Here is an 18,522-nt window from a genome sequence, read left to right as displayed (position 1 = left end):
GAAGAGGCGGCGAGGCCGGGGCGGACGCCGCCGTCCCGGCCCGAGTGACCCCGCTAGCGTCCCGATCGCGCCTTGAACAGCGCCCGCTTGGCGGCCTTGACCACCTGCTTGTCCGGGTGGGTCTCGCCGATGAGGTCCAGCAGCTCCTCGATGTGCGGGTGGCGGACCTTCCAGATCACGTCGAGCAGCCCGATGAGCGTCTGCGCCGGGCCGATGTCGTGCAGGCTGGACACGAACTCCGGCCGGCCGAGCCCGGCGGAGATCGTCCACATGTCGAGGATCAGCCAGTGGGTGTCCGCCTGGGTCGGCTCCGGGGCGTCCTCGACGTCCATCTGCGTCAGGTGCGTCGCGGCGTACGGCCGCAGCGAGGGCTCCTTGAGCGCCTCCTGCCAGGCGGGTATGGCGGCCTCGCCCAGCGAGCCCACCAGGCTGGCGGCCTGGACCCGCACGAGGGCGTCCGACTCCTCCTCGGCGGCGGCTTCGAGCAGCTCGGAGGCGGCCCGCGCCGGGTCGCGCAGCGCGAGCCAGGCGGCGAACTCCTCGTCGGCCTCCTCCTCGGACATGTCGGCGCTGAACGACAGCAGGTCGAGCGCGGTCATGGCGTCGATCGCGGGCCGGGCGTCGATCTCGATGTCCTCGTCGTCCAGCAGGTGGACGAGGCCCTCGGTGCCGAGCGGCGTCAAGGTCACCGCGTCGCCCTCGACGGTGACCATGCCGTAGCCGGTCAGCCAGGCGAGCACGGAGGCGAGCGGGTCGCCGGCCGCGGCCCAGGCGTCGGCGCCCAGGTCGTCGTACTCCGCCGCGGCCTCGGCCAGTTCCTCGCGCAGCGAGGACACCTGCCGGGTGCCGCCGGCCAGCAGCACCCGGATCAGCAGCGCGCGGGTCAGGCCGGACAGGGCCAGCGTGAGGTCGTCGTCGTCCAGTTCCGGGTCGCCGTAGTCGAGCGAGTGAAGGCCGAGCATCCAGGCGTCCAGGACGTCGTCGTCGTCCTCGAAGGGCCAGGCGGCGGTGTCGGAGTCCACACTGACCGTGTCGTCGCCGTCGGGGGCGAGGAACTCCAGGTCGATCGCGAGGTTCCAGAGGTTCCAGATGTTGCGCGCGTCGGGCAGGCCGAGCGTGCGTACGGCCTCGTCCACCTCGGACTCGGTGAGCAGCGTCTCCTCGCCCACCTTGCGCCCGGTGCCGACCCACAGCGCCAGGTCGCGGGCCTGCTCGATGAGCGTCACCCGGCGGGCCGCCTCGGCCAGCTCGGTGTCGGGACGCAGCCGGATCGTGGGCAGGGCGCCGATCTCGTCGGCGAACGGCTCGAAGTCGCCGAGGCCCTCGTCGGCCTCGTCCTCGTCGAGCTCGTCCTCCTCCTCGTCCCAGTCGCGTTCGGCGATGGTGTCCTCCATCGCGTCCACGAAGTCGTCCTCGACCTCGTCCAGCTCCGCGAGCAGGGTCTCCAGGGACGCCGAGCCGGGCGAGAGCCGTCCGGTGCCCGACAGGAACGTCAGGTAGGCCCGGACGGCGGGGATCATGCCGTCCGCGGCGGCGTCGGGGTCCTCGACCACCTGGGGCATGCGCTCCAGCAGGACCGTGCGCAGGTCGCCACGCTTCCACAGCCCGACGTCGTCGCGGGCGATCAGGCGGTGCCACAGGGCGACGGGGCCCACGAGATCGGGGTCGCTGCCGGGTGCGTTGTCCGGCGCCCAGAGGATGAATTCTTGGAGCAGGGGACGCAGTTCAGCGGCGGCTGCCTCGATGCGGTCTGTCACCCCGCCAGCCTAGGGCTATCGGGACACCGCTCTCCAATCAGTTCGCGCGGCGCATGGCTTCGGTTATCCGTTCGGCGGCGGCGACGACGGGGGCGGCGTGCATCCGGCCGGGCGTACGGGTCAGCCGCTCTATGGGACCGGACACGGAGACCGCGGCGATCACCTTGCCGCCGGCGCCGCGGATGGGGGCGGAGACGCTCGCCACGCCCTGCTCGCGCTCGCCGACGCTGTGCGCCCAGCCCCTCCTGCGTACGCTCGCGAGCGTGGCGGCGGTGAACTTGGCGCCGCGCAGGCCGCGGTGCAGGCGGTCGGGCTCCTCCCAGGCGAGCAGGATCTGCGCGGCGGACCCCGCGGTCATGGGCAGCGCGGAGCCGACCGGCACGGTGTCGCGCAGTCCGCTGGCGCGCTCCGCGGCGGCCACGCAGACCCGCTCGTCGCCCTGGCGCCGGTAGAGTTGAGCGCTCTCCCCGGTGAGGTCGCGAAGCTGGGTGAGCACCGGCCCGGCGACGGCGAGCAGCCGGTCCTCGCCCGCGGCGGTGGACAGTTCCGACAGACGGGGCCCGAGGATGAACCGGCCCTGCGTGTCGCGGGAGACGATGCGGTGGTGCTCCAGCGCGACGGCCAGCCGGTGGGCCGTCGGCCTGGCCAGGCCGGTCGCCTGGACGAGCTGTGCCAGGGAAGCGGGGCCCGCCTCCAGGGCGTTGAGTACGAGAACCGCCTTGTCGAGTACTCCGACCCCGCTAGAGTTGTCCATACCCCGATACTGCCGTCTCGCCATACGAGATGCAAACGCAATGTTGGGAATCAGCAGATACAGTGTCCATATCCCGATATTTCTGTCTCATGATGAGAGACACGACCGGGGGTCTGAACGCGAGGAGGCGTCACAACCATGGGTCGCACACTGGCTGAGAAAGTCTGGGAGCAGCACGTCGTACGCCGTGCCGACGGCGAACCCGACCTGCTCTACATCGACCTGCACCTCATCCACGAGGTGACCAGCCCGCAGGCGTTCGACGGCCTGCGCATGGCCGGCCGCACCGTGCGCCGCCCCGACCTCACGATCGCCACCGAGGACCACAACGTTCCGACCGTGCTCGGGCCGATCTCCGACCCGGTGTCCCGCACGCAGGTCGAGACGCTGCGCAAGAACGCCGCGGAGTTCGGCATCCGCCTGCACCCGATGGGCGACGCCGGCCAGGGCGTGGTGCACATCATCGGCCCGCAGTTCGGCCTCACCCAGCCCGGCATGACGATCGTCTGCGGCGACTCGCACACCTCGACCCACGGGGCGTTCGGCGCCATCGCGTTCGGCATCGGGACCTCCGAGGTCGAGCACGTGCTGGCCACCCAGACGCTGCCCGCCTACCGGCCCAAGACGATGGCCATCGAGGTCAAGGGCGAGCTGCCGGTCGGCGTGACCGCCAAGGACCTGATCCTCGCGATCATCGCGAAGATCGGCACCGGCGGCGGCCAGGGCTACATCGTCGAGTACCGGGGCGAGGCCGTGCGCAAGCTCTCCATGGAGGGCCGCATGACCGTCTGCAACATGTCGATCGAGGCCGGCGCGCGGGCGGGCATGATCGCCCCCGACGAGACCACGTTCGAGTACCTGCGCGGCCGTCCCCACGCGCCCACCGGGGAGGCCTGGGACCGGGCCGTCGAGTACTGGAAGACGCTGCGCACCGACGACGACGCCGAGTTCGACAAGGTCGTGGAGATCGACGCCTCGGCCCTCACGCCGTTCGTCACGTGGGGCACCAACCCGGGGCAGGGCGCGCCGCTCGGCTCCGCCGTGCCGTCGCCCGAGCAGTTCGCCGACCCGGTCGAGCGGGCCGCCGCCGAGCGGGCGCTGGAGTACATGGGCCTGGCCGCGGGCACGCCGCTGCGCGACATCCAGGTGGACACCGTCTTCGTCGGCTCCTGCACCAACGGGCGCATCGAGGACCTGCGCGCCGCCGCCGAGATCCTGCGCGGCCGCAAGGTCGTCACCCGTACGCTGATCGTCCCGGGCTCCATGGGGGTCAAGAAGGCGGCCGAGGAGGAGGGCCTGCACGAGGTCTTCAAGGCGGCCGGGGCCGAGTGGCGCGAGGCCGGCTGCTCGATGTGCCTGGGCATGAACCCCGACACCCTGAAGCCGGGCGAGCGCAGCGCCTCGACCTCCAACCGCAACTTCGAGGGCCGCCAGGGCAAGGGCGGGCGCACCCACCTGGTCTCGCCGCAGGTGGCGGCCGCGACCGCGGTGACCGGCCGGCTGACCGCCCCCGCCGACCTCTAGTCCGCCCGCCTCAGTCCCAGGAAGAGATCATCATGGATGCCTTCACCACTCACACCGGCCGGCCGTGCCGCTGCGCCGCAGCAACGTGGACACCGACCAGATCATCCCGGCGGTCTGGCTGAAGCAGGTCAGCCGTACGGGCTTCGAGAAGGGCCTGTTCGCCGCCTGGCGCGAGGACCCGTCCTTCGTGCTGAACGACCCGGCGTACGAGGGCGCGTCGATCCTGGTTTCCGGGCCCGACTTCGGCACCGGCTCCTCGCGTGAGCACGCCGTCTGGGCCCTGCAGCAGTACGGCTTCCGCGTCGTGATCGCCTCGCGGTTCGGCGACATCTTCCGCAACAACTCCACGAAGATGGGCCTGCTGCCGGTCGTCCTGCCCGAGGACGTGGTCGAGCGCCTGCAGGACGCGGCCGAGGCCGACCCCAAGACGGAGATCACCGTCGACCTGGTGGAACGCCAGGTGCGCTCGGGCGACCTCGTGGCCTCGTTCGAGATCGACGACTACACCCGCTGGCGGCTGATGGAGGGCCTCGACGACATCGGGCTGACCCTGCGTCACGCGGACGCCATCGAGGAGTACGAGAATGGACGGCAGCCATGGCTGCCGACGACCGTCTGAACGATCCTCAGACCGGAGATGAGCTGCTGGCGCGGCGACTGCGTGATGCGCATCGCCGCGTCAGAGCGTTAGCCTTACCACAGGAGGAGCAGGCCCGCCTGGCGCGACGGCTGCTTGCTATCTGTGACGTGGCAAAGCGGGACATAGCCCATGCGGCCGCCCGGCTGGACGCCTTCATCGCCTATCTGGACGGCACATTCGACACGCCGAGCAGGCGAAACATGCCCCCCGGTGATTGAAGTCCCGCGACCTCGTCCCCTAATTTCAAGCGCGTAAGGGGGAGGAAACCGAAATGAACAAGAAAGAACTCGTCGACGCGATCACTGATCGCGTCGGTGACAAGAAGACGGCGACCGAAGCCGTCAACGCCGTCCTCGACGCCATCCAGAGCGCTGTCGCGAGCGGGGACAAGGTCTCGATCACCGGCTTCGGCGCCTTCGAGATGGTGCACAAGCCGGCCCGTACGGCCCGCAACCCTTCCACCGGCGACCCGATCAAGGTGGAGGAGAGCTGGGCGCCCAGGTTCCGCCCCGGGCGGACTTCAAGGAGCAGGTCAACGCGGGTGGCAAGGCTGCCAAGAAGAAGTAGCAGGCCCCACCCCGCACCAGTGGACGGCGCTCGGAGCCCCCGGGCGCCGTTCGTCGTTCCATGCCCGGTGCCGGCGGTCGCATGAGGCCGTGAACCCCCTTCTTGACCTGCGCAAACGTGTAATCTTCAGGTAAGCGAGTCGCGGGGCGCGGATGCGGGGGACCCATCGACGGCGCGCGTACGTTCGACCGGGGGAAGATGCAGTGCAAGTCGGCCGGCAATGTGAGATCAGCCATGTCCCGATGGAAGTGTTCGACCAGGCGCCGGCCGGTGTCCTGGTGACCCGCGGGGAAGACCATCGGCTGCTCTACGCGAACGACGACGTCCGGGCGATGTTCGGGGACCTGCCTATCGGGGCGCCGGTACGGGAGTGCCTCCGCGACGTCCTCGGGCAGGAAATCCTCGCCGTGCTCGACGAGGTCCGCGAGACGGGGGAGACGGCGCGCCTCGACGAGGTCCGCGTGACCGCGGACCGGAGTGGCGGCCCACGCGAGCGCTCTTACGGATGAGCCTTTCCAGGATTCCCCTGCAGGGCGGCGAGAGCGGAGTCCTGGCGGCGGTTCAGGAGGTCACGGAGCAGGTCTCCGCCACACGGCGCCTCCACGCGATGGAGAAGGAGTGGCTCCGCCTCCAGCGCCGCTACCAGAGCATGGTGTGGGCGGACGCGCACATGGTGTGGGTGACCGGCCCGCACGGCGAGTCCAGGGAGATGAGCCAGGGCTGGCAGCGGCTGACGGGACAGACGACGGAGGAGAGTCTCGGCTACGGCTGGCTGGGCGCCCTGCACCCGGAAGACCGCGTGCCCGCCAGGGACTCGTGGGACAAGGCCACGGAAGAGGCGCTCTCGCTCTACGAGCAGATCTACCGTGTCCGCACCCGCGACGGCTCCTACCGGCACATCCGGTTCCGCGCCGTGCCCGTGTACGAGAACGGCGCGCTGGTGGAGTGGGTGGGAGCCTCCACCGACGTCGAGCAGGAGTGGCAGGAGGAGCGCCGCCGCCGGCTGCTGGACCGCGCCGCCGCCGCGGCGACCGACATCACCAACCTGGAGGAGATGTGCCAGGCGTTCGCCGGTGTGATCGTGCCGGAGCTCGCCGACTCGTGCCACGTCTACCTGCTGCCCGAGTCGAGCGGCGGCCTCCCGCACGCGCCCATCGTCACCGAGCGCATCGCCTCCGCCGTACGTGAGGGACTACCGAGACTGCCGACCCGGCGCAAGGAGTATCACGCCGTCGACGGCGCGCTGGTACGCGCGATACGGCAGCGCCGCCCTGTCAAGATCTCCTACCCTCCGGGCCGTCCTTCGTTCTCCTGCCCTGAGGCCGTCAGGACCTGGATGGCCGAGATCGGGTCGCACAGCCTGGCCCTCCTGCCGATCGTCGTCGAGGGCGAGGTGGCGGCCGTGGTCACTACCGGTGCCTGCGGGGATCGCCCTCCGATCCCGTGTGGCGACGTCCAGTTGATGCGGGAGATGCTCGACCACGCGCACGACGCGGTCAGCAAGGCTCTGCGGTTCCGCCGCACGCAGAGGGTGGCGCTGGCCCTGCAGCACAGCCTGCTGGCCGAGCCGCCCCACGTCCCCGGCCTGGAGCTCGCCGCGCGCTATCAGGCGAGCCCGACCGCCGCCGAGATCGGCGGAGACTGGTACGACGCGTTCCCGCTGCCCTGCGGCGCCGTCAAGCTGGTCATCGGGGACGTGGCCGGGCACGACCTCGGCGCCGCCGTCTGCATGAGCCAGGTGCGGAACATGCTGCGGGCGCTCGCCGTCGACCGCGACGGCTCCCCGGGCGACGTCCTGTGGCGGCTGAACAGAGCCCTGGAGACCCTGAACGGCGAGAGCACGGCGACGTGCGTGCTGGCGCGCCTCGAAAGGGACGGCGACGGCCTGTGGCGGCTGGCCTACTCGGTGGCCGGGCACCCGCCGCCGTTGCTGGTGACCGGCGAGGGGGAGGGCCGCTTCCTGCAGGGCGCGGGCAACCCGCTCCTCGGCCTCTACCACGACCAGCCGTGGATCAGCGCCGTGGAGCCGTTGCCGCCGCACAGCACCCTGCTGCTCTACACCGACGGCCTCATCGAGCGGCGGGGAGAGGATCTCGGCGACGGGCTCGAACGGTTGCGGCGGCGCGCGGAGCCGCTCGCCCGCGAGCCCCTGGGCCGGTTCTGCGACGAACTGCTCACCGGGATGCCGGTGACGGGGGAGGACGACGTCGCCATGATCGCGCTGCGGGTGCCGGCGGCAGGGCGCTATGAGGGAGTCGCCTCGTAGCCGGCCCCGTAGCCGGCTTCGTGATGGGGCGGCGAGACCGGGGCGGTGCGGGCCGCCGGGCGCATCGCCACGACCAGTACGGCCAGCCCGGCGAAGACGACCGCGGCGACGACGCCGGTGACGTGCAAACCGGCGGTGAACGCCTCCCGTGCCGCGTGCAGCAGTTGCGCGCCCTGGCCGGCGGGAAGGTGCCGGCTGGCGGCGACCGCGCCGGCCAGCGAGTCGGACGTGCCGTCCATCCGGCTGCGGTAGACCACCGCGGCCACCACGCCGAGCAGCGCGAGGCCGAGCGAACCGCCGAAGTAGTTGCCGGTCTCCGACATCGACGCCGCCGACCCGGCGCGCTCGGGCGGCACGGACCCGACGACCAGCCCGGTGCCCAGCGCGAACAGCGGGCCGGTGCCCAGCGCGAGCACGGTGATGCCGATCATCACCAGCGGCAGGGCGCCCGCACCGCCGGCGCCGGCCAGCAGCAGGCTGCCCAGCGCCGACACCGCCAGCCCGCCGGCGATGGCGGTCGTCCGCTTCACGCGCCGGGCCAGCGCCGGCGCGGCCATGGTGCCGGCCGCCACGCCCAGGCCCATCGGCGCGAACAACACCGCCGACGCGAACGGCGAGTGGCCCAGCACGCCCTGCAGATACTGGGTCACCATCAGGCCCGTGCCGGCCATGGCGACGCCGGCGAAGACCAGCGCGACGAGCACGGCGGTGAAGGGGCGGTTGCGCAGCAGCCGCAGGTCCAGCAGCGGCGCCTCCAGCCGCAGTTGCCGCCGTACGAACAGGAATCCGACGGCCGCGCCGGCGACGAGGGCCACCGCCGGGACGACCGGCACGCTCTCGACGGTCAGTTGCTTGATGCCGTAGACCATCAGGAGCACCGCCACGAGCGACAGCCCGACGCTTGCCGAGTCGAGCCGGCCGGCCCGGTCGCCGCGGAACTCCGGCAGCAGGACCGGCCCCGCGAGCAGCAGCAACGCCATCGCCGGCACGGCGAGCAGGAACACCGATCCCCACCAGAAGTGCTGGAGCAGGAATCCGGCGAGCACGGGGCCGAGCGCGCCGCCGGTGAACTGGCAAGTCGCCCAGATCGCGATGGCCTTACCGCGTTGGCGTTCGTCGCGGAACATGTTGGTGATCAGGGCGAGGGTGGACGGCGCCAGGGTCGCCCCCGCGACCCCCAGCAGCGCCCGTGCGGCGATCAGCATCAGCGGGGTGACCGCGAAGGCGGCCACGACCGACAGCACCAGGAACGCCGCTCCGCCGATCAGCAGCAGCCGCCTGCGGCCGATCCGGTCGCCGAGCGTGCCCATCGTGATGACCAGGCCGGCCACCATGAATCCGTAGCTGTCGCTGATCCACAGCTGCTCGACGTTGGTGGCCCCCAGCCCGGCGCTCAGTTGTGGCAGCGCGAGGAGCAGCGCCGTCGCGTCGATCGCGACGAGCAATGCCGGCAGCGCCAGGACGACCAGTCCCAGCCACGCCCGGTTGACTCGCATATGTGGAACTCCCGGTTCTCTCGACGTTTCGCCGGTTGGTCGGAGCGACCGGGAGTTTCTTGACACGGGTAGGTGTCAAGACGGCGGCGGCGGCTCCGACAACCGGTGGAAGGGCCCGGCGGAGGCCCGCGAACCACGAGGAGAACGAGATGAAGTTCCTGATCGGCCTGCACATCAACCCGGCCGTGCTGGACGCGCTGACCGACGAGGAGAGGACGGCGATCGGCGAGGGCCACGGCAGGTTCATCGAGGCGCTGAAGCAGTCGGGCGAGCTGATCACCACGCAGGCGCTGGCCGACCCGTCGCAGGCCGCGGTGGTGTCCGTGCGCAACGGCCAGCCGGTGGTCACCGACGGCCCCTTCCTGGAGTCCAAGGAGTATCTGGGCGGCTTCTACCTGATCGACTGCGAGAACAAGGAGCGGGCGATCGAGCTGGCGGCGCAGATCCCGGACGCCGCGATCGAGGGTCTCGGCATCGAGGTGCGGCAGGTCATGTTCGCCGACGGACAATTGGAGGCATGACAGCACCGGTCATCGAGGACCTGCTGCGTGAGCTCACGCCGCAGGTCCTCGGCGCGCTGATACGCCGGCACGGCCGGTTCGAAGGATGCGAGGACGCGGTGCAGGAGGCCGTCCTGGCCGCCGCCGTGCAGTGGCCGGCCGAGGGAGTGCCGGACAACCCGCGGGGCTGGCTGTTGACGGTCGCGTCCCGGCGGCTCATCGACCAGATGCGCAGCGACCACGCGCGCCGCGAGCGGGAGTCGGCGACGGCCGCCGTCGAGGTGCCGCCGCAGGACGTGCCGGACACCGACGACACGCTCGTCCTGCTGTTCCTGTGCTGCCATCCCACGCTGACCCCGGCGTCCCAGGTCGCCCTGACGCTGCGGGCGGTCGGCGGCCTGACCACCGCCGAGATCGCCCGCGCGTTCCTGGTGCCGGAGGCCACGATGGCGGCCAGGATCAGCCGGGCCAAGCAGCGCATCAAGGCCGCCGGCAGCTCGTTCGGCCTGCCGGACGGCGCGGAGCTCCAGGAGCGGCTCCGGGTCGTCCTGCACGTGCTCTACCTGATCTTCAACGAGGGCTACACCGCCTCCTCGGGCAGCGAGCTGCACCGCGCCGACCTCGCGCACGAGGCGATCCGGCTGACCAGGATGGTGCACGCCCAGTTGCCCGAGGACGGCGAGGTCACCGGGCTGCTCGCGCTGATGCTGCTGACCCACGCCCGCAGGGAGGCCCGTACGACCCCGGCCGGCGACCTGGTGCCGCTCGACGAGCAGGACCGTACGAAGTGGGACCGGGAGCTGATCGACGAGGGCGTCGAGCTGGTCAAGGCGGCGCTGGCCGGCCCGGCGCTGGGGCCTTACCAGTTGCAGGCCGCCATCGCCGCCACGCACGCCGACGCGGCCACGGCCGAGGAGACCGACTGGCCGCAGGTGCACGCCCTCTACCTGATCCTCGAGCGGATCGCGCCCAACCCGATGGTCACCCTCAACCGGGCGATCGCGCTCGCCGAGACCGAGGGCCCGGAGGCCGGGCTGGCCCTGCTGTCCACCTTGGACGGCGACGAGCGGATGGCCGGGCACCACCGGTTGCTGTCCGTACGCGCGCATCTGCTGGAGAAGACCGGCGACACGGCCGGTGCGTACGAGCACTACCGGCGCGCCGCGAGGTCCACCGCCAGCATCGCCGAGCAACGCTACCTGGAGTCCCGGGCCGGCCGGGTAAGGGCGTAGCGGCCGCCCCGCACCCTCAGATCCCCAGCAGGTGCCGGAGGACCAGCAGCCCGATTTCCAGCCCCACCTGCAGGCCGATCCCCGCCTCGGCGGAACCCACCAGCGCGAGGGCGAGCGGCATCAGGACGGGGAACAGGGCACGGGCCGTCCGGGCCACGATGTGCGGCAGCGCGAACGGAACGGAAATCGTGATCGTCATGACGGACCTCCTGTCTCGTGCCGGGCGTCCGGCACGGGTGAGAACCCGTCACCTGGCCTGACAGCGGGCGGCGACCGCCTCGGCGACGCCGGAGCCCCGCGTCGTGCCGGGGAAGGTGACGGGATGGGACGGTTGTGGACTACTGCCGGAAGTCATCCCGACCACCTCCTCAAGGTCGTGCGGCGGCACTCGTGGCACGGCGGATACCCGCCGGCGGCGCCTGTCGATTCGCACCCCTCACGTCAGAGCTTTGGCACTGCGCGGCGTGATCCCTCGGAGGGAAGCCACCTGGGGTCACCCCTTAAGCCGGGGAGACCTGTCCTGACCCGGGACGTCTCTCGACGAGGAGGGTCAGTGGCCTGTGTCCGCGCAGACGCCTCACCGAACGAGGTGCCCACCCTTCCAGTAGAACCCCGGCCGGTCATCAGGTCAAACCCGCCCTGGTCAGAGGGCCGGTCAGGCGATGACCGGCGCGGCGGGGGAGCCGAATCCGCGCAGGAGGGTGTCCACGACCCTGGTTGCGAGGGCCTCGGCGTCCCCTCCGCCGGACGCCCCCTCGGCGGCGGCCTCGTGGATGAGGGCGTAGTAGACGCGGCGGGTCCAGTCGAGGTCGGCGTCGGGACGCAGCACGCCGGCCTCGCGGGCCCGGTGGAACAGCCGCTCGCACTGGTCGCGCACCTCGGCGTGCACGCGGACGGCCTCGGGATGGGCGCCGTCGGCCGTACGGCTCATGGCGAACCACCAGTCCGTCTTCACGCGCAGGACGTTGGCGGTGACCTGGTAGAGCGCGACGAGGGGCGGGGTGCTGTCCGCGCGGGCCGATTCGACGGCCTCGGCGAACCGGCGGGCGGCCCAGCCGGTGAGCTCCTCCACGAGCGCCTCGCGGGTGGCGAACCGGCGGTGGACGGTCGTGCGGGCGACCCCGGCCGCCTGGGCGACCTGCTCCATGGTCGCCGCCGGGTTGGCGGCGAACACGCGCTCGGCCGCCTCGAGGATCGTCCGCACCGTCCGCTCCGAGTCGGCCCGGAGCGGACGCTTCCCCTGCTGCGAAGGCTGCTGGACTGACGTCACCCTTACATGCTACCGGGACGCTTCGGCTCTACCTACAGTTGCAACAACGCTGTAGCGACTATTACTGTTCACGTGTCATCGCAGTCGCAGTTAGTGCGAAGGGAGCCGACATGGACATGGGACTCGAGGGACGTACGGCGCTGGTGACGGGTGCCAGTCGTGGCATCGGGCTGGCGACCGTCGCCGCGCTCGTCGCGGAGGGCGTCCGCGTGGTGGCGGGGGCGCGGAACGTCACGGCGGAGTTGAAGGAGACCGGGGCGATCGCCGTGCCGGTGGATCTCTCGACGCCCGAGGGCCCGGCGCACCTGGTCGAGCGCGCCGTCGCCGAGCTGGGGGAGGACCTCGACCTGCTGGTCAACAACGTGGGCGGCGGGGACGCCGGCGCGAACGCGGTCCGGGGATTCCTCGGCTTCGCGGACGACGAGTGGCTCTCCTGGTTCGAGCTCAACTTCTTCGCCGCCGTCCGCACGACCCGCGCCGCGCTGCCCGGAGTCCTGCGCCGTGGCGGCGTGATCGTGAACATCTCCTCGAACGGCGCCCGCATGCCGCACGTGGGTCCTGTGCCGTACACCACGGCGAAGGCGGCGCTCACCGCGTTCGGCAAGGCCCTGGCGGAGGAGTTCGGGCCGCAGGGAGTGCGGGTGAACACGGTCTCCCCCGGCCCGGTCCGCACCGCGATGTTGGAGGCGCCCGACGGCTACGGCGCCGGGCTTGCGGCGGCGCTGGGAGTGCCGCACGAGCGGTTGCTTGCCGGGCTTCCGGACCGGACGGGCATGACCACGGGGCGGCTGGTCGAACCGGCGGAGGTGGCCTCTCTCGTGACCTACCTCGCCTCCCCGCACGCGGCGAGCGTCAACGGCGCCGACCTGGTGATCGACGGAGGAGCGATCAAGACGGTCTGACGAGCCGGTGGCGCCGGAAACCCAGGGTGTCGGAGATTCAGGGCGTCGGGAACGTGGAGAGCGTCACGTAGGTGACGCGGCCGTCCGCCATGACGAGGGCGACCCGCTGGCCGGGGCGCAGATGCCGCAGCGGCCCGGCGTCGAACGCCTCGCCGTCGAACGGGATCCGGGTGCCGTCGTCGAGGAAGACCCAGCCCGAGTGGGTCGCGGGGTCGAAGCTCTGCACCGTCGCCTGCACGGCGCCAGCCTACCGCCGCGTACGGAAAATCCTTTGACCAGTGGATCTTCCGGCTGCCAGCATGTCCCGCCATGACCGAGGCGGCACCGAGGATGAGCCTGTGGCGCGTCCGCGACTTCCGGCGATACGCCGGGGCCGACGCGATCAGCAAGCTCGGCAGCGAGGTCTCCCTGGTCGCCCTGCCGCTCACGGCGGCGCTCACCCTCCACGCGACCCCGTTCCAGGTGGGCCTGCTCACCGCCGCGGAGATGGTGGCGTTCCTGCTGGTCGGCCTGCCCGCCGGAGCCTGGGTGGACCGGATGCGGCGCCGTCCCGTGCTGGTCGCCGCCGACGCGGTGCGCGCGCTGGCGCTGCTGTCGATCCCGGCTGCGGCCGTGCTCGGCGTGCTCGGCCTGCCCCAGATGTACGCCGTGGCCCTGCTGACCGGGCTGTGCACGGTCTTCTTCGATGTCGCCCACCAGAGCTACCTCCCGTCCATCGTCGGCCGGGAGGACCTCGCCCGCGGGCACGGCGCGCTCGCCGCGAACCAGTCGCTCGCCCAGCTCGCGGGCCCGGGGATCGGCGGGTGGCTGGTGCAGGCGCTCACCGCCCCTCTCGCGGTGGTCGCCGACGCCCTCAGCTACGCCGCGTCCGCGCTGCTGCTCCTCGGCGTACGCGCGGACGAGAAGCCCGGCGGAAGGGACGTCCGGGGCGGGAGCCGGCTGTGGCCGGAGATCGCCGAAGGGCTCCGGTTCGTCGCCGGGCAGCCGGTCCTGCGCCGGGTCGCCGCCGTGGGGGCGCTGGTGATGCTGTCGTTCGGCCTGTGGTCGGCCACGGTGCCGCTCTACCTCGTCCGCGAGGTCGGCACGAGCCCCGGCACGTACGGCACGCTGCTGTCGGCCGGCGCGATGGGCGGGGTGGCCGGCGCCTGGCTCGCCCCGCGGATCGCGGCCCGCCTGGGAACGGGCCGGGCCATGTACGCCGCGGCGTGGGCGGCCACGGTGTGCACCGCCCCGCTCGCGCTGACGGCGGCGGGCCCCCGCCTGCTGATCCTTCCGGTGGCCCTGGCGGCCAGTGGGGTGGCGACCACCGTGTTCAGCGTGGCGCAGGGGGCCTACCGCCAGTCGATCTGCCCGCCGCACCTGCTCGGCCGCCTGAGCGCCACCATGCGGTTCCTGATGTGGGGCCCGATGCCGCTCGGCGGCCTGCTGGCGGGCACGCTGGGGCAGCTCGCCGGGGTGCGCGTCGCGTTCTGGGCCGCGTGCGGGGCCTACACGCTCGCCCACCTGCCGGTCCTGCTCGCGCCGCGGATCCGCGAGGTCTCCTAGCCCTCCTCGCCCTCCTCGTCGGGGTCCGGCTCGCCGATGTAGGAGGCGAGGCCGCGCAGGATGATCTCCAGGCCGAGCTCGAACCGGTAGTCGTTCGACTCGTCCACCATGATGTCGGCGAGCCGCACCAGGTTCGGGAACCGGTCGGGCGGCAGCGAGGCGAAGTAGTCGTTGACCTCCTCGCGCAGCTTGTGCCACGAGGTGTGGCTCTCGCGGTAACGCTGCTGCCAGAGGCTCTCCTCCAGTGCGAAACCGTTGATGTAGGTGGACAGCATGTCGCCGGAGACGGCCAGGACCCGCCGCGGCATCCCGGCGGCGCCCAGGACGGCCATCAGCCGCTCGACGTAGGGGAGCAGCTCCGGCGTGAACGGGACGTGGCCCATCGCGAGCTTCGCCAGGTCGCGACGGCTCAGCAGCCGCTCACGCGCCCGGCGGGCGAAGTCCTTGACCTGCTCCCGCCAGTGCTCGGGGTCCGGCTCGGGAATCTCGTAGCCCTCGAACATGCGGGCGTACATGAGCTGCAGCAGCTCGTCCTTGTCGCGTACGTGGACGTACAGCGCCGAGACGGCGACGCCGAGCTCGGCGGCGACCTGCCGCATGCTCAGCCGGTCGTAGCCCTCACGGTCGAGGACCGTGTAGGCGGCGTCGACGATCCGCTCACGGGTGAGGGGAACCCTGGCCGGTGTACGTCGCTTGGGCGGACGCTCCCACGGCGGTGTGGGCATGTCCGGCTGCGTCATGGAGGACCTCCCGCTGTTCCGCCCATGCTAGTGAACACCGCTCCGTCTTCACGAACACCGCTCTCGAAACGAGATATATCTTGTACGTCCGGCAAACGCGATATATCGTGGTGAACATCGAACTTGGCGCTGAACACTGATCGGTGATAGAACAGCGCTCACTTTACTATGAACACTGTTCAGTCCCGAAGGAGGGGCGATGTCCGAACCCATCACGGCGGCGGCGCCGCCGGCAGCGGCGACCGGGGCGCCGTACCGCTGGCGCTGGGCCGCTCTCTTCGTGATCCTCGCCGGGGAGGTCATGGACCTTCTCGACGCGATGGTCACCAACATCGCGGCGCCCGAGATGCGTGCCGACCTCGGCGGCTCCGAGGCCGTCATCCAATGGCTGGGCGCGGCCTACACGCTCTCGATGGCCGTGGGCCTGATCACCGGCGGCCGGCTCGGGGACATCTTCGGCCGCAGGCGCATGTTCCTGATCGGAGCCGCCGGGTTCACCGTGGGTTCCCTGCTGTGCGCGGTCGCCCAGTCGCCCGAGATGCTGATCGGCGCCCGGGTGATCCAGGGCCTGTTCGGCTCGGTCATGCTGCCCCAGGGCCTCGGCATGATCAAGGAGATGTTCCCGCCCGCGGAGATGGGCAAGGCGTTCGGCATGTTCGGGCCGGTCATGGGGCTGTCGGCCGTCGGCGGCCCGATCCTCGCCGGCTGGCTCGTGACGGCCGACTTCTGGGGCACGAGCTGGCGGATGATCTTCTTCATCAACCTGCCTCTCGGCCTGGCCGCGCTTCTCGCCGGGCTGCGCTTCCTGCCCGAGTCGAGGTCGCCGCGGCCGCCGCGGCTCGACCTGGCCGGGGTCGTGCTCGCGTCCGTGGGCGCCTTCCTGGTGATCTACCCGCTGGTGCAGGGCCGCGAGCACGACTGGCCCGCGTGGGCGTTCGTCATGCTCGCCGCCTCGGTGCTCGTGTTCGCCGTCTTCGGCTGGTTCCAGTCCCGCCGCAGCCGCTCGGGCGGCGACCCGCTGATCGTGCCGAGCCTGTTCCGCAAGCGCGCGTTCACCGGCGGCCTGTTCACCGGCATGGTGTTCTTCTCCGGCATGGCCGGGTTCATGCTGGCCTTCAACCTCTACTGCCAGCTGGGCCTCGGCTACTCGGCGCTCAAGGCGGGGCTCGCGATGGTTCCGTGGTCGGGCGGCATGATCCTCGGATTCGGCCTCGCGCAGGGGCTGCAGAAGTTCGGGCGCAAGCTGCTCCAGGGCGGCACCCTGGTCATGACGCTGGGCGTGCTCGGCGTCCTGCTCACGCTGAACATCGCGGGCACGCACGTCAGCCCGTGGCAGCTCACCCCCGCGCTGGTCGTCAGCGGAATCGGCATGGGCCTGCTGATGTCGCCGTTCTTCGACATCGTGCTCGCCGGTGTGGAGGAGCATGAGACGGGCTCGGCGTCCGGCACGCTGACGGCGGTGCAGCAGCTGGGCAACGCGTTCGGCGTGGCCCTGCTCGGCACGGTCTTCTTCGACCTGCTCGGCGACGTGCCCACCGCCGGGAGCTTCGACCAGGCCATGAAGATCACCCTCTGGGTGGTCGCCGGAATGCTCCTGCTCACCTTCGTCGTGGCCTTCCTCCTGCCGAAGCAGGCCCGCGAGAACGCGGAGGCGGCCCACTGACGCGCCATCACGGGTGACCACGCCGGAGCGGGGGCTCGGCGTGGTCGCTTGGCGTGTCCGGCGCCGCCTCCGCCGCGGTCGGCGGAACGGACGGTCGGCAGCCGCCCGCTACGGCCGGGGGGCCGTGCCGCCGAAGATCAGGGCGGCGACCTCGGCGGTGGCGGGGCCGACGCCCAGGACCAGGGCCTCGCGCAGATCCTCCACCGTGTCCACGTCCCTGCGTACGGACGCGATCCCCGGCGGGACCAGTTCCTTGGCCCCCCGGGACAGGTGCCTCGCCCGCGACTCGCCGCCGAACCCGGGCCGGAAGGACACGCCCGGCCGTACGCCGTAGAACGTCGTGCCCACCTCGGCGGCGTCGGGGACGAACGCCTGGTCGAACTCCAGCGCCGCCGCGAGCACCGTCTCCAGCTCCGCGGGCCGCAGGGCGGGCAGGTCGGCCTGCAGGGCGCCGACGGCGTCGTCCGGCGCGAGCCGTACGGCCTCCTCCGCCCCGGTCCGCAGGGCGGTGTTCAGCCCCCGGTCGGGATCGGCCACCACGTGGGCCCCGAGCGCGGCCAGCCGACGCGCGGGCAGCGGGTCGGCCGTCACGACCACCACGCGCGCCACCAGCGGACAGCGCAGCGCCGCCGCCACGGTGTCGGAGGCCACCGCGACCGCCAGGTCGGCCCGGTGCGGGCCGGCCGCCGCCGCGAGCCGTGTCTTGGCCCGGATCAGGGTCTTCACCGGGACCACTATTGACCATCGCGCGAGGTGCATGCCTGTAGCATCCCGCCTCGACATCGCCCATGGCCAACCGGGAGACTTGTCCCGGATCCCGGTGATTTGGAGACCCTGTGAGCCACCCCAGCGAGCCCTCGTCCGACCCGACCACCCCCGCAGTGCCCGCCTCCGCCGCGGTGAGCCGGCGTGCCGGCCGGCCGCCGCGCTTCTGGGAGACGCTCGCGGTCGTCGTCGTCAAGCCGCTCTCACGGCTGTTCGTGAAGCGGAGGTGGCGCGGCGGGGAGCACATCCCCCGCACCGGCGGTCTGATCATCGCGGCCAACCACCTGTCGTGGTCCGACCCCGTGCTGCTCTCGCACTACCTGTACAACAACGGGCGGTGGCCGACGATCCTGGCCAAGGCGGGTCTCTTCCGGATCCGCGGGCTCGGTCACGCCATCGCCCAGCTCCAGGCCATCCCGGTCGAGCGGAACAGCACCGAGGCCACCAAGTCGCTCAAGATCGCCGAGGAGCGGCTGCGGAGCGGCGCCTGCATCCTGTTCTATCCCGAGGGCACGATCACCCGCGATCCCGACCTGTGGCCCATGGTCGGCAAGACCGGCGTCGCCCGGCTGGCCCTCGCGACCGGCGTGCCGGTCGTCCCGATCGCCCACTGGGGCGCCCAGGAACTGCTGCCGTACGGGGCGAAGAAGCCCCGGCTGCTGCCCCGCACGACCTTCCACGTGCTGGCCGGGCCGCCGGTCGACCTGTCCAAGTACGCCGGGCAGCCCATGCGCGGCTCGGTCCTGCGCGACGCGACCGCGGACATCACGGCCGCCATCACCGACCTGCTCGCCGAGATTCGGGATGAGAAGGCGCCGGAGGTCCCTTATGACCCCAAGAACGCGGCCAACGGCTGAGCGGAGCGTACGGTGAGGGAGGAGCGCGCGGAGCAAGAGGAGTG

At 71.7% G+C, this 18,522-nt stretch carries 18 protein-coding genes, 2 pseudogenes and 1 riboswitch; of the genes and pseudogenes, 12 read left to right on the top strand and 8 right to left on the bottom strand.

What is annotated here, in order from left to right; all coding sequences use genetic code 11:
• Positions 1–53: 53 nt before the first annotated feature.
• Both B1L11_RS02480 and B1L11_RS02475 read right to left on the bottom strand, forming a co-directional pair.
• Positions 54–1,757, bottom strand: a complete 1,704-nt coding sequence (locus tag B1L11_RS02480) for a hypothetical protein (RefSeq protein WP_079312753.1) — start codon at positions 1,755–1,757, stop codon at positions 54–56.
• A gap of 37 nt (positions 1,758–1,794) precedes the next feature.
• On the bottom strand, positions 1,795–2,511 hold the full coding sequence (locus B1L11_RS02475) for an IclR family transcriptional regulator (protein WP_079312748.1): 717 nt from the start codon (positions 2,509–2,511) through the stop codon (positions 1,795–1,797).
• Positions 2,512–2,649: 138 nt separating this feature from the next.
• Here B1L11_RS02475 and leuC point away from each other — a divergent pair, with 138 nt between their 5' ends.
• From leuC to B1L11_RS02450, 6 genes and pseudogenes are all read left to right on the top strand, one after another.
• Complete coding sequence (gene leuC, locus B1L11_RS02470) at positions 2,650–4,035, top strand: 3-isopropylmalate dehydratase large subunit (RefSeq protein ID WP_079312746.1); 1,386 nt, start codon at positions 2,650–2,652, stop codon at positions 4,033–4,035.
• Positions 4,036–4,067: 32 nt separating this feature from the next.
• A pseudogene (leuD, locus tag B1L11_RS02465) lies at positions 4,068–4,654 on the top strand (3-isopropylmalate dehydratase small subunit).
• Positions 4,633–4,893 (top strand): hypothetical protein, encoded by a 261-nt coding sequence (locus B1L11_RS02460; RefSeq protein ID WP_079312744.1) that lies wholly within the window; start codon positions 4,633–4,635, stop codon positions 4,891–4,893. The pseudogene leuD and the gene B1L11_RS02460 overlap by 22 nt, the downstream one beginning before the upstream one ends.
• A gap of 53 nt (positions 4,894–4,946) precedes the next feature.
• A pseudogene (locus B1L11_RS02455) lies at positions 4,947–5,242 on the top strand (HU family DNA-binding protein).
• A gap of 242 nt (positions 5,243–5,484) precedes the next feature.
• Positions 5,485–5,751 (top strand): PAS domain-containing protein, encoded by a 267-nt coding sequence (locus B1L11_RS49605; protein WP_256862162.1) that lies wholly within the window; start codon positions 5,485–5,487, stop codon positions 5,749–5,751.
• A complete protein-coding gene (locus B1L11_RS02450; protein WP_256862161.1) occupies positions 5,748–7,508 on the top strand; it encodes a SpoIIE family protein phosphatase in 1,761 nt (586 codons plus the stop codon). The genes B1L11_RS49605 and B1L11_RS02450 overlap by 4 nt, the downstream gene beginning before the upstream one ends.
• Here the strand turns inward: B1L11_RS02450 and B1L11_RS02445 are convergent.
• Complete coding sequence (locus tag B1L11_RS02445) at positions 7,487–9,004, bottom strand: MFS transporter (RefSeq protein WP_079312742.1); 1,518 nt, start codon at positions 9,002–9,004, stop codon at positions 7,487–7,489. The genes B1L11_RS02450 and B1L11_RS02445 overlap by 22 nt on opposite strands.
• Before the next feature lie 149 nt (positions 9,005–9,153).
• On the opposite strand from B1L11_RS02445, the gene B1L11_RS02440 reads away from it, so the two are divergent.
• The gene (locus tag B1L11_RS02440) at positions 9,154–9,525 is read left to right on the top strand and encodes a YciI family protein (RefSeq protein ID WP_079312740.1); all 372 of its coding nucleotides are present in this window, start codon (positions 9,154–9,156) and stop codon (positions 9,523–9,525) included.
• Complete coding sequence (locus B1L11_RS02435; protein WP_079312736.1) at positions 9,522–10,736, top strand: RNA polymerase sigma factor; 1,215 nt, start codon at positions 9,522–9,524, stop codon at positions 10,734–10,736. Before B1L11_RS02440 ends, B1L11_RS02435 begins: the two co-directional genes overlap by 4 nt.
• A gap of 16 nt (positions 10,737–10,752) precedes the next feature.
• On the opposite strand, the gene B1L11_RS44735 is transcribed toward B1L11_RS02435, so the two are convergent.
• Positions 10,753–10,935 carry a hypothetical protein gene (locus B1L11_RS44735; RefSeq protein ID WP_143736832.1) on the bottom strand — a complete coding sequence of 61 codons (183 nt, stop codon included), beginning with the start codon at positions 10,933–10,935 and terminating at the stop codon, positions 10,753–10,755.
• Between the two features lie 227 nt (positions 10,936–11,162).
• A riboswitch (M-box (ykoK) riboswitch) is annotated at positions 11,163–11,332 on the bottom strand.
• A gap of 59 nt (positions 11,333–11,391) precedes the next feature.
• Positions 11,392–11,940 (bottom strand): TetR/AcrR family transcriptional regulator, encoded by a 549-nt coding sequence (locus B1L11_RS02425; protein ID WP_256862160.1) that lies wholly within the window; start codon positions 11,938–11,940, stop codon positions 11,392–11,394.
• A 176-nt stretch (positions 11,941–12,116) separates the two neighbouring features.
• On the opposite strand from B1L11_RS02425, the gene B1L11_RS02420 reads away from it, so the two are divergent.
• Positions 12,117–12,908: an SDR family oxidoreductase gene (locus B1L11_RS02420; RefSeq protein ID WP_079312727.1), complete on the top strand. Its 792-nt coding sequence runs from the start codon at positions 12,117–12,119 to the stop codon at positions 12,906–12,908.
• 37 nt (positions 12,909–12,945) lie between these two features.
• On the opposite strand, the gene B1L11_RS02415 is transcribed toward B1L11_RS02420, so the two are convergent.
• Complete coding sequence (locus tag B1L11_RS02415) at positions 12,946–13,146, bottom strand: hypothetical protein (protein ID WP_079312725.1); 201 nt, start codon at positions 13,144–13,146, stop codon at positions 12,946–12,948.
• Positions 13,147–13,217: 71 nt separating this feature from the next.
• On the opposite strand from B1L11_RS02415, the gene B1L11_RS02410 reads away from it, so the two are divergent.
• Positions 13,218–14,453: an MFS transporter gene (locus B1L11_RS02410; RefSeq protein WP_079312724.1), complete on the top strand. Its 1,236-nt coding sequence runs from the start codon at positions 13,218–13,220 to the stop codon at positions 14,451–14,453.
• Here the strand turns inward: B1L11_RS02410 and B1L11_RS02405 are convergent.
• Positions 14,450–15,193, bottom strand: coding sequence for a TetR/AcrR family transcriptional regulator (locus tag B1L11_RS02405; protein ID WP_079312723.1), 744 nt, complete (start codon positions 15,191–15,193; stop codon positions 14,450–14,452). The genes B1L11_RS02410 and B1L11_RS02405 overlap by 4 nt on opposite strands.
• Before the next feature lie 199 nt (positions 15,194–15,392).
• On the opposite strand from B1L11_RS02405, the gene B1L11_RS02400 reads away from it, so the two are divergent.
• Positions 15,393–16,856, top strand: coding sequence for an MFS transporter (locus B1L11_RS02400; protein ID WP_079312722.1), 1,464 nt, complete (start codon positions 15,393–15,395; stop codon positions 16,854–16,856).
• A gap of 108 nt (positions 16,857–16,964) precedes the next feature.
• Here B1L11_RS02400 and cofC read toward each other — a convergent pair whose 3' ends face one another.
• Complete coding sequence (gene cofC / locus B1L11_RS02395) at positions 16,965–17,615, bottom strand: 2-phospho-L-lactate guanylyltransferase (protein ID WP_079312720.1); 651 nt, start codon at positions 17,613–17,615, stop codon at positions 16,965–16,967.
• A gap of 77 nt (positions 17,616–17,692) precedes the next feature.
• On the opposite strand from cofC, the gene B1L11_RS02390 reads away from it, so the two are divergent.
• Entirely contained in the window at positions 17,693–18,478 is a 786-nt protein-coding gene (locus B1L11_RS02390; protein ID WP_256862159.1) for a 1-acyl-sn-glycerol-3-phosphate acyltransferase, read from the top strand.
• Positions 18,479–18,522 lie beyond the last annotated feature (44 nt).

It is taken from the genome of Microbispora sp. GKU 823 (assembly GCF_002027145.1).
GTDB lineage: Bacteria > Actinomycetota > Actinomycetes > Streptosporangiales > Streptosporangiaceae > Microbispora > Microbispora siamensis.
The sequence above is the reverse complement of the archived record's forward strand: the minus strand, read 5'-3'. Positions and strand labels throughout refer to the sequence as shown.